Origin of the sequence: Desulfobotulus alkaliphilus (genome assembly GCF_007830435.1) — a bacterium.
Lineage (GTDB): Bacteria > Desulfobacterota > Desulfobacteria > Desulfobacterales > ASO4-4 > Desulfobotulus > Desulfobotulus alkaliphilus.
On the sequence record NZ_VLLC01000012.1, the window covers coordinates 72,804 to 86,592 of the forward strand.

General features: G+C 52.7%; 15 protein-coding genes and 1 tRNA gene. 8 read left to right on the forward strand and 8 right to left on the reverse strand.

Features of this window, described 5'->3' with window-relative positions; translation table 11 throughout:
* Nucleotides 1-14: 14 nt before the first annotated feature.
* A complete protein-coding gene (gene hflC / locus LZ24_RS08890; RefSeq protein ID WP_144684677.1) occupies nt 15-1,007 on the reverse strand; it encodes a protease modulator HflC in 993 nt (330 codons plus the stop codon).
* Nucleotides 1,004-2,056 (reverse strand): FtsH protease activity modulator HflK, encoded by a 1,053-nt coding sequence (gene hflK / locus LZ24_RS08895; protein WP_144684679.1) that lies wholly within the window; start codon nt 2,054-2,056, stop codon nt 1,004-1,006. The genes hflC and hflK overlap by 4 nt, the downstream gene beginning before the upstream one ends.
* Nucleotides 2,057-2,471: 415 nt before the next feature.
* Between hflK and LZ24_RS08900 the strand changes: the two genes are divergently transcribed.
* From LZ24_RS08900 to LZ24_RS08930, 7 genes are all read left to right on the forward strand, one after another.
* Nucleotides 2,472-2,792, forward strand: coding sequence for a DUF721 domain-containing protein (locus LZ24_RS08900; RefSeq protein ID WP_144684681.1), 321 nt, complete (start codon nt 2,472-2,474; stop codon nt 2,790-2,792).
* Complete coding sequence (locus tag LZ24_RS08905; protein WP_186443026.1) at nt 2,789-3,556, forward strand: tRNA1(Val) (adenine(37)-N6)-methyltransferase; 768 nt, start codon at nt 2,789-2,791, stop codon at nt 3,554-3,556. The genes LZ24_RS08900 and LZ24_RS08905 overlap by 4 nt, the downstream gene beginning before the upstream one ends.
* Nucleotides 3,557-3,595: 39 nt before the next feature.
* Nucleotides 3,596-3,687 (forward strand) — tRNA-Ser (locus LZ24_RS08910).
* Nucleotides 3,688-3,781: 94 nt separating this feature from the next.
* Nucleotides 3,782-5,725: a DNA polymerase III subunit gamma/tau gene (gene dnaX, locus LZ24_RS08915; RefSeq protein WP_144684685.1), complete on the forward strand. Its 1,944-nt coding sequence runs from the start codon at nt 3,782-3,784 to the stop codon at nt 5,723-5,725.
* An 18-nt stretch (nt 5,726-5,743) separates the two neighbouring features.
* Complete coding sequence (locus LZ24_RS08920; protein ID WP_222427592.1) at nt 5,744-6,055, forward strand: YbaB/EbfC family nucleoid-associated protein; 312 nt, start codon at nt 5,744-5,746, stop codon at nt 6,053-6,055.
* Nucleotides 6,056-6,523: 468 nt separating this feature from the next.
* The gene (gene recR / locus LZ24_RS08925) at nt 6,524-7,126 is read left to right on the forward strand and encodes a recombination mediator RecR (RefSeq protein WP_144684689.1); all 603 of its coding nucleotides are present in this window, start codon (nt 6,524-6,526) and stop codon (nt 7,124-7,126) included.
* Nucleotides 7,116-7,589 (forward strand): YkgJ family cysteine cluster protein, encoded by a 474-nt coding sequence (locus tag LZ24_RS08930; protein ID WP_144684691.1) that lies wholly within the window; start codon nt 7,116-7,118, stop codon nt 7,587-7,589. The genes recR and LZ24_RS08930 overlap by 11 nt, the downstream gene beginning before the upstream one ends.
* On the opposite strand, the gene LZ24_RS08935 is transcribed toward LZ24_RS08930, so the two are convergent.
* Nucleotides 7,516-7,788 (reverse strand): hypothetical protein, encoded by a 273-nt coding sequence (locus tag LZ24_RS08935; protein ID WP_144684693.1) that lies wholly within the window; start codon nt 7,786-7,788, stop codon nt 7,516-7,518. The genes LZ24_RS08930 and LZ24_RS08935 overlap by 74 nt on opposite strands.
* 67 nt (nt 7,789-7,855) lie before the next feature.
* Between LZ24_RS08935 and murI the strand changes: the two genes are divergently transcribed.
* Nucleotides 7,856-8,641: a glutamate racemase gene (gene murI, locus LZ24_RS08940; protein ID WP_144684695.1), complete on the forward strand. Its 786-nt coding sequence runs from the start codon at nt 7,856-7,858 to the stop codon at nt 8,639-8,641.
* Here murI and LZ24_RS08945 read toward each other — a convergent pair.
* The 5 genes from LZ24_RS08945 to LZ24_RS08965 form a co-directional block, all read right to left on the reverse strand.
* Nucleotides 8,605-9,417 carry a hypothetical protein gene (locus tag LZ24_RS08945; RefSeq protein ID WP_144684697.1) on the reverse strand — a complete coding sequence of 271 codons (813 nt, stop codon included), beginning with the start codon at nt 9,415-9,417 and terminating at the stop codon, nt 8,605-8,607. The two genes, murI and LZ24_RS08945, sit on opposite strands and share 37 nt — an antisense overlap.
* Before the next feature lie 16 nt (nt 9,418-9,433).
* A complete protein-coding gene (locus LZ24_RS08950; RefSeq protein WP_246118565.1) occupies nt 9,434-11,173 on the reverse strand; it encodes a chloride channel protein in 1,740 nt (579 codons plus the stop codon).
* Nucleotides 11,170-11,868 carry a PTS sugar transporter subunit IIA gene (locus tag LZ24_RS08955; protein WP_144684699.1) on the reverse strand — a complete coding sequence of 233 codons (699 nt, stop codon included), beginning with the start codon at nt 11,866-11,868 and terminating at the stop codon, nt 11,170-11,172. The genes LZ24_RS08950 and LZ24_RS08955 overlap by 4 nt, the downstream gene beginning before the upstream one ends.
* 158 nt (nt 11,869-12,026) lie before the next feature.
* The gene (locus LZ24_RS08960; protein WP_144684701.1) at nt 12,027-12,845 is read right to left on the reverse strand and encodes an OmpA/MotB family protein; all 819 of its coding nucleotides are present in this window, start codon (nt 12,843-12,845) and stop codon (nt 12,027-12,029) included.
* 89 nt (nt 12,846-12,934) lie between these two features.
* Nucleotides 12,935-13,699 (reverse strand): motility protein A, encoded by a 765-nt coding sequence (locus LZ24_RS08965; protein ID WP_144684703.1) that lies wholly within the window; start codon nt 13,697-13,699, stop codon nt 12,935-12,937.
* Nucleotides 13,700-13,789: the final 90 nt, after the last annotated feature.

Here is a 13,789-nt window from a genome sequence, read left to right on the forward strand (position 1 = left end):
TTTTTTTATTACCTTCAGCGCCTGTCTGGCCCTTGGCGATTCAAAAACCTCATAAAATCAGAATCCGTGGAGAAAACAACGGAACTGCCTTCCAAGGCTTCCCTGTAGGTTTCAAGGGTTTTCTGATAGGTATAAAATTCCGGATCCACACCATAGGCATCCGCCAGAATACGCACCACCCTGGCATCCGCCTCACCCCGGATTTTCTGTGCCGTCCTGTAAGCCTCGGACTCTATCTGCAGAAGATCCCTTTCCTTGTCACCGCGGATCTTGCGGGCTTCCCCCACACCTTCCGAACGGTACTTTTCCGCAATCTGCCTGCGTTCCGCAATCATACGCTGGTATACGGCCTCACGCACCTGTTCCACATAGTTGATTCTTTTAATCTTTACGTCCACAAGCTCAATACCGAAAACATCCAGCCTGGGCTGGGCCTGGGCCAGAATCAACTCTGAAATCTTTTCCCTGCCCACACGGATTTCACGGGTTCTCCCTTCCGTTCTGGAAAAGGCACCCTGTTCCTGCCGCTCTTCTTCAATGGTTTCCACCTCACCAAAGGCATCCAGCTCCACCCAGGGATCCATCTCACGATTGGTCCAGCGGACAGATTCCACCAGGGCATTGGATGTCACAAGGTTGCGGATGGCAGGGTCAATAATTTCATCCAGACGTCCCTTAGCCAGAGTGAAACTGCCAATGGACTGAAAAAATTTCACAGGATCCACAATGCGCCAGCGGGCAAAGGCATCCACATAGATATAGGTTTTATCCAGCGTGGGAATCTGCCCCGGATCTCCGTCCCAGGCCTGAAGATTTTTTGGGAAAAAGGTTACAATCTGAACAAAGGGCACCTTGAAGTTCAAACCCGGCTCCACTATGGGATCCCCCACAAGGCGACCAAACTGCGTGATCACAGCCTGCTCCGTCTCATCCACAATGAAAGCCGCAGAATAAACCAGCAGCAGAACAGCCACCACAGCTGCGCCAACAATACCTTTTATATTCATTGTTTCACCCCGAATTCTTTTCCAAGGTTCAGAAAGGGCAGAACATTACCCTGATCCGAATCAATGATGTACTTATTCTCAAGTGTCGGCAGAAGCTCCCGCATCATTTCAAGATACATGCGGCGCTCCGTAACATCCTTTGCACTGATATACTCGGCGTAGATGCTGTTAAATCTCGCCGCATCACCCTCGGCACGGTTCACCCGGTTCAGGGCATAACCCTGCGCTTCACGGATCACACGCTCCGCCTCACCTCTGGCTGAGGGAACGGCCCGGTTATACTCTTCCATGGCCTTATAAATCATCTGCTCCCTTTCCTGTGTCGCCCGGTTCACCTCGTTAAAGGAAGGCTGTACAGGCTCAGGAACATTGGTGCGCTTCATTTCTATGGTAACAATATGGATCCCCGACTCTGCCTTATCCAGCTCACGCTGAAGAATCTCATGGGCAACTATGGCAATCTCCTCACGGGCACTGATTACCTCGCTGATACTTCTGTCGCCAACCACAAGGCGCATACTGGCCTCGGAGAGATCCCTGAGAAGCTGTCTTGGATCCTGGACCTTAAAAAGGAAATTATAAGGATCCCGGATCTGATACTGCACAATCCAGGGAACCAACGCCACGTTCAGATCTCCCGTAAGCATGAGAGCGGCATTTTCCATATCACTGCCCGCAAACCGGCTGCGGGCATCCATATTTTCCCTATACCCGAACTCTTCCTTGTAAACCCGCCTGACTTTCACCTTGGTGGATGTCTCAATCCCTAAAGGCAGCTTGAAATTCAGGCCCGGCTCAGAAATTCTTACAAACTTGCCGAAACGCTGAACAACCCCCACCTCGGAAACACCCACGGTGTAAAACATGGTAGATCCCATGAGAACGGCAATGGCCACCAGAACAATAAGCCACATATTGCCTGGTATTTTCATGTTTTTCAGCTGATCCACCATCTCATCCACCTGCGGCGGCTTTCCTGCGCCACCGCCACCAGAACGACGCTCGTTCTGCTGCTGTTTATCCCTGAGCTTATCCCAGTCCCAATTCATATTTGCATCTTCCTTCCAAAAGGTTTAAATATCCCCAAAGGAGCATAACCCTTAACCGTTTCCAAAATAAAAAAACCCCTTTTTAAAAATTTAAAACAAACATTTTATTTGCCCGACAAAAAAATCTTGTTTTAATCTGTTTTTCGGATTCAGAACAAAAGACTCCATCCTCCCTTCTCATTATTTTTTTCTTGCTTTTTTCATACAGTTTCGAAAAAAGCCGTTATGGGCACAAGCAAACAGACTTAATATACGATTGCAAAATAAAGCGGAAGATAAAATCAAAAACTACATCTCTGCAAAATAAAATGCAAAGATATCCAAGTCAAGAAAAATACAAAAAAACACCGACCAACATGGGGCGTGCAGTTTTCATTAAGAGACAAAGATCTTTTTTGTAACAATTAAGAAAATTATGATAAACCAGAGACCAAAAAACAAACGTTTCACCCACATAAGCACAGCCCTCAACACAACGCTGGAGCCTTTCCGTTCCCGTTATTCCAGGGGAAACTTTCAGGAAATATGGGCCTCATGGGAAGCGGCCGTAGGACCTGAAATTGCAAAAAACGCAAAACCCACCGCTTTCAGGGATGGCTGCCTTCTGGTTTCCGTCAGCTGTTCTGTATGGATGCAACATCTGCAGTTTTTAAAATCCGACATTACAGAACGGATCAATACCACATACGGCTCTCCCATCATCCGGGATATTCGCCTCCGCATGGGGCAGCAGTGAGTCCCTTTACCACAGACAGCCTCGGAAGCCTGCAGATAAAGCAGCACAGCAAGGGCTACCGCTTCTCCATCGACCCCCTGCTTCTGGCATGGCACATCCAGCCCCGCCCCGGAGAACACATACTTGACCCGGGAACAGGATGCGGCATCCTTTCCCTGCTGCTGGCCCGGAAACAACAGAACCTGCGGATTACTGCCGTTGAGATTCAACCAGAACTTGCCGCCCTTGCCCGGCACAATGTTCAGGAAAACCAGATGGGGAAGACCATAGAGATCCTTGAAACGGACATGCGCCTCCTGAGTCAGAAGCAACTCTGCGGACCCGTTGACCGCATTGTCATCAATCCCCCCTATTACCGCCAAAACTGCGGCCGCACCAATCCGGGCAGCGAAAAAGCCACAGCCCGCCACGAAATCCATATCAATCTTGAAGAATGGACAAAACTGGCGGCCTCCCTTCTGAAAACCGGAGGCAGACTCCATTGCATTTTTCCCGCAGAACGCTGCGCTGAACTGCTTTGCGCCATGAACCTCTGCAAAATAACACCAAAAAATATCCGCAACGTCCACTCCACAGCCCAAAGCCCCGCCTCCCTTGTCCTTGCAGAAGGCATTCTGGGGGCCGGGCACGGATGCTCCCTCGCCCCACCCCTTATCCTTTACAAGACCCCGGACACATACAGTGACGAAGCACGGCAGATTCTCTGGCCGGAAAATGAAACTTTTTTACATTCTCCTGTTGACAGAGAGACCAAAAGCAAGTAATCACTCACTCCTGTCTGGCACATATATGTGCTCAAACAAGGAGAGGTGACCGAGCTGGCTGAAGGTGCACGCCTGGAAAGCGTGTGTACGTCAAAAGCGTACCGGGGGTTCGAATCCCCCCCTCTCCGCCACAAAAAAACTGCCGTTAAAATTAAACCCTGCCCTGCGGCGGGGGTTCTTTATTTAAGAGCCTCCACCAAAAACATCTACGGCAAGGAGTTCACCATGTCCTACCTGGTACTGGCCCGCAAATACCGATCCCAGTCCTTTTCGGAAATCATTGCCCAGGAACATGTCACCCGGACCCTTCAGAATGCCATCCTTGCCGGCAGGGTTGCCCATGCCATCCTTTTCTGCGGCCCCAGAGGCACAGGCAAAACCTCCATCGCCCGTATTCTTGCCAAGGCCATGAACTGCTCCGAAGGCCCAGCCCCATCCCCCTGCAACCAGTGCCGGTCCTGTAAGGAAATCACCGCAGGAAACGGTGTGGATGTCATGGAAATAGACGGTGCTTCCAACAACTCTGTGGATCAGGTCCGGGAGCTACGGGAGGGCCTTGGCTACATGCCTGCCCACAGCCGCTACAGAATCTACATCATCGATGAAGTCCATATGCTGTCTACAGCCGCCTTCAATGCCCTGCTCAAAACCCTTGAAGAACCACCGGCCCATGTGCTGTTTTTCTTTGCCACCACAGAACCCCACAAGATTCCCCTCACCATCCTTTCCCGATGCCAGCGCCACGATCTCCGCAGGGTATCCACACCGGAGCTGACCGCCCACCTTGCCCTGCTCTGTGCATCGGAATCCGTATCCATAGGGGAAGAGGGTCTGGATATGATCGCAAGGGAGGCGGACGGCTCTGTGCGGGATGCCCTGAGCCTGCTGGACCGGGTCATTGCAGGGCTCCACGGAGCATCGGCTGCAAGGGAAGATGTGGCGGCCATTCTGGGACTTGCGGCCCGGAGCCAGTCCTTTCACATGGCAGCGGCCCTTTTTCAGGGGGATACAGCCGGCGTTCTCTCCATCATCCGGGATCTCCATGATTCCGGCGTGGATTTAAAGAAATTCCATGCGGACCTTTCCACCCACATCCGCAATCTTCTCGTTGCCAAAGTGGAACCTGCAAAATGCAGGGAGATTCTGGATCTGCCAGACAGTGCCATCCAGTCCCTTCTGGATCAGGCCGCTCCCCTCACGACCCATTATCTTTCACGCCTTATGGATATCCTCATGGCAGAGGAGACGGGCATGCGCCATGCCTCCCACCCGAGGCTGGCACTGGAAACCCTCATGCTCCGATGCCTTCGCATCCAGCCAGCCCTTTCCATTGACCGCCTCGTGGAAAGGCTGGATGCCCTGCGCAATGACATGCTGGCCGGGCCGGAAAATGCTCCCGCTTTCAAGAACCCGCCCCTTCTTTCCCCCGGCCCGGCAAATCAGCCCCTGCCTGCCCCCGGATCAGAGGATAAGGCTGCTTCCGGGATTCAGGAATCACGGAGCCTGCCCCCCGATCCCGCTGCCCCCCCCACGAATACAAAGGCTCCGGCAGACAAAGGTCCGACTGTCATGCCCCATCCGGCGAAGGAATCCGCAGCCCCGGCACAAAAAAAAACCAGCCCTGCCACGGACACCGGTGTTCCAGCCGAAGACCATGGGCCTGCACCCGCTGAAAAGCCCCTGCCCCCTGCCATGGACCCGGCATTTATGGACATGCCGGAGGAAGCCCCATGGCCAGACACCCTGGCAAAGCCTCCTGAACCGACGCCTCCGCCCCCATCTGCCAAAGCCGTGGATCCGGAAGCAGGCTGGAAGCTTCTTGTGGCAGATATCAGAAAAAACACCCCCTCCCTTGGAGAGCTTTTTGCCACCAAAACAACCTTGAAAAAGGTTTCTGATCAGAGTATTCACATTGAAGTTCAGGGATCGGGCTTCTCTGTGGCAAGACTTGGAAATAAAAAAACCCGCCACATGGTAGAATCCCTTACGGAAAAATATTTTGGCAAGGCCCTGAAACTCGAAGTCAGCACATTGGAAAGCGATTCTTCAGAATCCCTTCGAAATCAATCCGAAAAAGAACATTTACGCAACGATGCCACAACCCATGCCCTGGTACAGGATGCCCTTGAAATTTTCAAAGGCCGGGTTGCGGACGTCACATTCCTTTAAGGAGGCAGAATGAAAGGCATGGGAAACATGGGCCAGATGATGAAACAGGCCCAGAAAATGCAGCAGCAGATGGAAAAAATGCAGGCGGAAATGGCCAATAAAACCGTGGAGGCCTCTGCGGGTGGGGGCATGGTACGGGTTGTGGCCAACGGAAAACAGCAGATCCTTTCCATCCATATGGAAAAGGAAGTGGTGGACCCGGAAGACGTAGAAATGCTGCAGGATCTTGTTCAGGCAGCCGTCAATGATGCCCTTCAGAAATCCCAGGAAATGATGGCTTCCGCCATGGCCCAGCTCACGGGCGGCATGAAAATTCCGGGGCTTTTCTGATTATTCTGTAACTTCTGAGTAACTTCAAAAGTTACTTTATGACAAAGCGCCGTAACACGGCGTGGGTTGCTGTTCAGCACAGTTTTCCAAGTAACATACCCGCAAGACAGATGCAAAGGCCCCAGGCTATTTGCCCGTGACGCAATCTTATTCGGGAGCTTCTTGCCCTGTGCGGAAGCGGCAAAAACTCCCCGCCACAGGCAGGATAAGCTTTTTGATTACCATGGCAGGCTTAAGCACGCTGCCTTTGTGGCGGCTCAGACAGTTTGCCGCTTCTTTCGCACAGGCCTGCAAAACTCTGATCCGAAACGATTGCAATGTCACTTGCAAATAGCCACGGAGCCTTGCAACAGTACGAAGCTGCTGCAACTACAGCCTTGGCAATTCGAAATAAACTGTGCTGAATAATTACATTATTCTTTTCAAAAAAACAGCTTACAGGCTGCCGTACTTCAGCCAGAGGTATCCATGCAGCATTATCCGCCCTCGGTTATTCAGGTGATACGACAGCTTGCCACCCTCCCCGGCATCGGCCCCAAAACCGCCGAACGCCTGGCCCTGCATCTGCTCAAGGCTTCCGGGGATGAGGTCCGGGGGCTGGCCCAGAGTATTCTGGCCCTGAAAGCCAATGTTCGCCTCTGCTCCCGCTGCTTTGCCTTAAGTGAAAGCAGCCTTTGCCCCGTATGCCGTGACCCTGCAAGGGACACGGGGCTCATATGCGTTGTGGAACGGCCTGCGGATATGATGGCCGTGGAAGCTGCCTCCGGCTTTCAGGGAGTCTATCATATCCTTCAGGGAGTTCTTTCTCCCATGGATGGCATCGGCCCGGAAGATATCCGGATACGGGAGCTGATCCTGCGTATCCGTACGGAAGAAGTCCGGGAAGTCATCCTTGCCACGGGAACCGCCGTGGAAGGAGAAGCCACCGCAGCCTATCTTGCTGAACAGCTCTCAGGTCTGCCCATCCGGGTCACCCGCATCGCATCGGGCATTCCCATGGGGGGCGATCTGAAATACATTGACCAGGTAACCCTGAAAAGGGCATTGGAGTCCAGGCGTCATGTCCCATGAAGATCCTGTATTTGATTGTAAACAGTGCGGCGAATGCTGCGTGGGTTTTGGCGGCACCTATGTGAGCAAAGAAGACATCCTTGCCATTGCCGCCTTTACCGGCATGTCCGAAGACACCCTGCGTGAAACCTGCTGCCAGATATCGGCGAACGGCCCCGTCCTCGCTGTTAATGGTGAAAACCGCTGTGTTTTCCAGAAACAGAACATCTGCAGCATCCACCCCGTCAAACCCAGAATGTGCCGGGAATGGCCCTTTATACCGGCGGTCCTGCGCCAGCCGGGCAACTGGCGACTCATGGGAGATGCCTGTCCGGGAATCATGAAAGATGCACTGCCAGAGGCGGTTTATGCCAGAACCCTTGCGGAACTGAAAAAAACCCGGCCCGGATTCATACCGGAGAAAGCCACTGCTCCGGCGGATGCACCTGATAAAATACCTCTCCATTCCGGACAAAAGGGGTGATAATATTCTGTGCTTCCAGAACCTGAAGGGCCCTGTTCAGAGCGTCTTCTCCCTGATTCCACACGGCGAGCAGGCGTTCCAAAGACATGGTCCCCTCTTCTGCGGCAAGACCACAGCAGCAGAGGTAGGCAGAAATGGTATCCACATCCAGCCCCCTTGTAAAAATCTTCTGACTCATGGGGTTGGTATCAAATTTCATCAGACATTCCTTTCCAGCCCGCAGCTCCCCATCTTAAAAAAGGACAGGGCCACTGAAAGCAGCATCCATGATTGGTATTTTTGACTCCGGCATCGGAGGCCTGACCACAGTCCGGGCCATTATGCAGAAACTTCCCGGTTACGATATCCTTTATTATGGCGACACAGCCCGTATGCCCTACGGCTCCAAGAGCCCTGCAACGGTTCAGCAGTATGCCATGGAAAACTCCCGCTTTCTTCTGGAAAACGGGGCAAAAATAATAATAATTGCCTGCAACTCCGCAGCAAGCATTGCCGTCGATGCCGTCAAGGCTTCCTTTGATCTTCCGGTTTTTGAAGTGGTGGACCCGGCCGTAGAGGCCGCCCTTGCCACCCCCCTGCCCCACCGCATCGGCGTTATCGGTACCCGTGCCACCATCACATCGGGCATCTATGAAAAAAAGATCAAGGCCCTGAACCCCGATGCCACGGTGCATTCCCTTCCCTGCCCCCTGCTGGTTCCCCTTGTGGAAGAAGGCTGGCTGGATACACCGGAAACCACACGCATCATAAAAAAATATCTGCACCCGCTGAAAACGAGACAGATCCGGAGCCTGATTCTTGGCTGCACCCATTATCCCATTCTCGAAAAACCCATCGCCAAAAAAATCGGCAAAGGAGTGCGCATCATTAACTCCGGAAGCTGTGTTGCCGATACCGTGGCCCGCTATCTGAAAGAGCATCCTGAGACAGACACTCTGCTGACAAAAAACCACAATCACCGCTTTTATGTTTCAGACATTACGGAGCAGTTTGAAAAAAGCGCAAAAACCATGCTTCAGGAATCCGTCTCCCTTTCCCAGATCCGCATGTAGCTCTCCTGCGCCTGCGGCCCCACAAAGACGCAGGTGCCCGGCAGGCTGCTGCGCAGCTCCTTTTTGAAGGTGGAAAAAAAACGTTCCCGAAACCAGCCTTTTCCGGAAGCCCCCACGATCATCAGGGCTTCCGGAGGAACATCCATCCAAAAATCATTGCCCTTATTCCCCGCAACCACATGACGGACATGGGCCTTAAAGGATGCGGACCGGATGACGGGAACCGGCCCCCTTGTAAAGACATCCAGGGGCAGCCCCGTATTCCTTGCCATGGCAAGCCCTGCGGCCAGCACCCCCTCTTTTTTTTCATCGCCCCCGTAAAAAACCGCCAGACTTTTCCAGCCTCTGGCGACAAGGGCCGGTATCAGTACGGAAAAGGGAGCCACAGCGGGCAGCCTCCGCATCCCGAGATCCGAGTATACAAAATGCCGTGCAGAAGCCGGAACCGGGCAGCTCATATAATCAAAATCCACAGGAACATCGGGCAGCTCCGGCGTTGTCCTGTGGTGAATTTGAAGAAAATGGGCATCCAGCCCGGACCCGGCCAGTATTTCCGAAGCCCTTGCCTGCCAGCGCGCCCTCTTTTTTAAATCGGAAGGGTCGCAGTCAAGGTCCACCTGCACCACCCGGTTTTCAAAATACATGAGAAATCTGGGGGTCTCCGGAATATACACCACAGGTGCCGCACCCAGCATCCGGCAGAAAAAAACCGTCTGCAGAAGGGCTTCCCTGCCCGCAGGCGTATCCTGATATACATGAAAAAAACGTGGATTCACAACCTGTCACCCGCCTTCACTCATCACTTGTCTGTACCCGCAGTTCCTTGCGGTAATGATCCAGAAGGGTTGCCTTTGAAATCATCCCCATAAAACGATGGTCAGCCACCACGGGCATACTGAAAAGGCCCAGCCTGTCCATGGTTTCAAGAATATCCCCAAGCTCATCATCGGGATGCACCACCATCACATTTCTGTGCATCAGCTGCTCCATGAGCACCGTATCATACAGCATCTGATCCAGCAGATAGGGCCGCACATCATCCAGATGCACCATTCCCACAAAACGCCCCGTTGCCGCATCTTCCACGGGAAAATAATTTCTCCTGGAATTTTTCAGAAGATGGATAAAATTCCTGAGCAGCATATTTCTCTGAACAGGAATGCAGTCCTTTTCCATCACCTCAGAGATCCGCAGATCCAGAAGCACCCGGCCATCGGTCCCCGGTCTCAGAAGCTCATCCCTTGCCACAAGGTCTTTAAGATAAATGGAATGCGGCTCACCGTAGCGGCAGAGAATGGTGGAAAATGCAGATACCACCATGAGGGGCAGGACCACCTCATACCCGCCGGTAATTTCAAAAATCAGAAAAATTGCCGTTAAAGGTGCCTGCAATACCCCGGCCAGAAGCCCGGCCATACCCAAAAGGGCAAAACATCCCTCATTCACCCAGCCCACCGCAGGAAAAAGGAAAACAAGAATTCTGTGATACAAAAGACCTGCCATGGCCCCCATGACAAGGCTTGGGGCAAAAATCCCCCCTATGCCGCCCCACCCTAAAGTAAATGTTGTCGCAAGCATTTTGGCTAAAAGTATCACCAGGACAAAGATGATACCTGAGGAAAATTCTCCTGCGATCATCTCCCGTACGGCGTAATATCCTTCCCCAAGGACAACAGGAAAAAAAATACCAATCATCCCCACAAAAAGTCCGCCGATACCGGCCCTGGTCCAGGGGGAAAGATGGCAGCGGGATGCCAGGAAAAGGGACAGGCCATGCATCCTGCGCATCCCCCGTATCAGTCCAATGGCAACCACCGCCGTTATCAGGGCCAGCCCTGCGGAAGCCAGGGTATCATGCATCTGGATACCGAAAATGGCACTTTCAAAGGGAATCTGATTCCCATGCAGCCTGCGGCTGAGCTGGGTTCCCGTAACCGCTGCAAGGGTGATGGGCAGAAGGTGGCTGCTGCGCCACTGACCCAGCAGCACCTCCATGGTAAAAACCATACCCGCCACAGGGGCATTGAAAATGGACCCAATGGCACTGGCAGCTCCGCAGCCCACCAGCACCACCCTTTGCCTTTCATTAAGACCCAGTATTCTTCCGATATTGGAGCCAATGGCTGCACCACTCATGACCACAGGGGCTTCCGGCCCTGCGGAGCCTCCGCTGCCGATGGTCATGCTGCTGGCAAAAATTCTGGAAAAGGTGGAACGCAGCCGGATCAGACCGCCATGGCGGCTGACGGCGTAGATCACCTCAGGTACCCCGTGACCGCCACCTTCCCGGACAATTTTTTCCATGAAATAAACCGCAGCAGCAGCGCCCATGGCTGGCAGAAGAAAAGACCAGGCCCTCTGGCGGTATCCGGAAAAAAGGCCTGCCACCATTTCTATCATATGATGCAAAAGCACCGCAGCCAACCCGCCAAAAATCCCCACAACAATGGCCATCAGCATCATAAAAAGGCGAGGATCCATGTGGGTGCGCAGCCATGACCACCCTTTTTTCATCCATGCCGTCATATTCATGGACGGTTCACCTGTTTTTCCCCAAGCGCCTTTTCCTTTGCCGCCAGCATTTCCAGCAGGGCACTTTTTTCAGGTTTTTCCATGAGAAGTGCGTACACCCTTTCATCCTGAAGGCAATGGGAAAGACGTGAGAGCAGATGCAGATGCGCCTTCACATCCCTTGCCAGCAGCAGAAAAAGCACAAAGACCGGCTGCCCGTCCATGGCTCCATACGCCACTGGCTCATGGGGAAAGGCGGTGATGATGCAGGATTTTTCAGGAAAATTATCCAGCGGAACCCTGGGATGGGGAAGGGCGATCCCCCTTCCAACCCCCGTGGACACCATGGACTCCCTTTCCAGCAGTTTTTCCAGCAGAAGGCCTTCCATGGCCGGAGGCAGAAAGGGCACCGCCCTCACCATCTGCCATAAAAGATCTTCCCTGTCCTTACAGTCAAGAAGATGCATGACAGCCCCACGCTGCAGGGCCGCTCCCAGGCCTTCGGAACAGAAAACACCTTGAGATGCGGCATCCTTCTCCCTGATCCGGAAGGGCATATGGTGCTGCCTTGCCCATCGGGCAAGGGCTTCCTCCCGGAAAACACAGAAATTATCCACAAGCACAACGGGAATACGCCCCTGACGAATCCAGCGTTCCAAAGTATGTACAGGCAGATCAAGGCCTGCTGCCGTTTCCTGAAGACGGAGACGTTTCATTGTTTTTTCCCACCATTTTTACAAGGCCTCTTTTACCGACCTCAGCAATGAAAACGGCAACAGGCCATGCCGTTGCCGGTATTGCATTTCTTGTGCACTGGAGCCATTTTCTGGTGCTGATCTTTGCCGTAAAAAAACCTCAGAAAAGCATATTTTTTCTACTGCTGCTGCAGCACATCACCGATACTGGCCCGTTCATAGATAATTTCCACCCGACGGTTCTTGGCACGCCCCTGGGCATTGTCATTGGTATCCACGGGCCTGTATTCTCCAAAGCCCTGAGCCGTAAGCATGAGGGGGTTTAAGCCCCTGTCAATGAGAAAACGGACCACCTGGGAAGCCCTTGCCGTGGAAAGCTCCCAGTTGGAAGGAAAAAGCGGCGTACTAATGGGCACATTATCCGTATGACCAACCACACGGATGGGATAACGGAACTGCATCAGGACTTCCGCAAGCCTTCCCATGATCTCCCTTCCTTCCGGAACCATGGTGGCCTCTCCGGAGCGGAAAAGAACCATATCTGAAATGGTAATCACAGCCCCCACATCACTTTCCCGAACCTCCACCATGCCCCCAAGCCGGTTAAACAGCACCAGCTCCCGCACATCGGAAACAATCTCGTCCAGTTCCTTCTGAACCATGGCCCCCAGCTCATCCACGGCCTCCCGCTGTCTTTCCCGGGGCTCAGGGCTGCTGGGGTCCATGATAAGCCCCTCACGGGTTCCGGCTTCGGGTATGGTCTGCACACCAAGGGCCGTACGCAAAGACTGAATGATTTCCTTGAACACCTCATCCTGTATGGTACTCATGGCAAAGAGCAGAACAAAAAAGCACAAAAGAAGGGTCATGAGATCGGCAAAGGTTGTCATCCAGCGTGGGGCTCCGGAACCGCCCCCCTCTTCCTCTTCTTCATCGGGTACGGGTGTGGTCAGAGCAGACGGGCTTTCCTCTTCTGATGCAGCTTTATCTTCAGCCATACCGGCTCCTTTTTCAGATAATCTCCCATGGACAAACTGTGCTCACTAAAGAAAGGGGCAGGCTTGATAAAAAGCAATGATCCTGCCTTCTATTTTTTATCCTGAGCGGGTTTTGTGTTCACAAGGTAAATATTAAGCTTGTCTTCCATGAGCCTTGGATGTTCCCCTTCCCTTATGGAAAGTACCCCTTCATACACAAGCTTCATGTTAAGAATTTCTTCAGCTCCCCGCACCTTCAGCTTGTCCGCCATGGGCAGAAAAAAAAGATTACCCATAACAGCACCGTAAAAGGTGGTAATCATGGCCACGGCCATTTTGGGGCCAATGGTTGCCGGATCATCCAGGGTGGCCAGCATCTGCACCAGACCGATGAGGGTGCCGATCATGCCAAAGGCCGGAGCGTAGGTTCCCATTACCGTAAAAAGGGTGGCACCGCTTTTGTTATCCTTGGTCACCATGCTTATTTTTTTCTGCATGATGGATGCAATATCTGCTGTTTTCACACCATCCACCGTCATCTGCAGGGCCGAGGCAAAGTAAGGATCTTCTATGGACTTAATATCCCCTTCTATGGATAGAAGCCCCCCCTTCCTTGCCTTGTTGGAAATCTCCACCAAACGGACCACCAGATCTTCGGGCTTTTCCAGCTTAAACATGAAAATCCGTTTCATGGCCTTGCCCACCTTGGAAAAATCCTTCAAAGGAAAGGCCACAAGGGTAGCGCCAATGGTTCCACCGATGACAATGGCCATGGAAGGGGCGTTAACAAAAAGCCCGAGGCCGCTTCCCAGAAGAATCCCCATGAGAATAAAACCCAGCCCTGCGATAAGACCGACAATGGAAGCAATATCCATAGAAAAACGCCCCCTAATGTGTAATCAGAACAAAAAAATCCGATATGCCATACTCAAAGCATCTTTGAAGGATAATATCCTGTTCTTTTC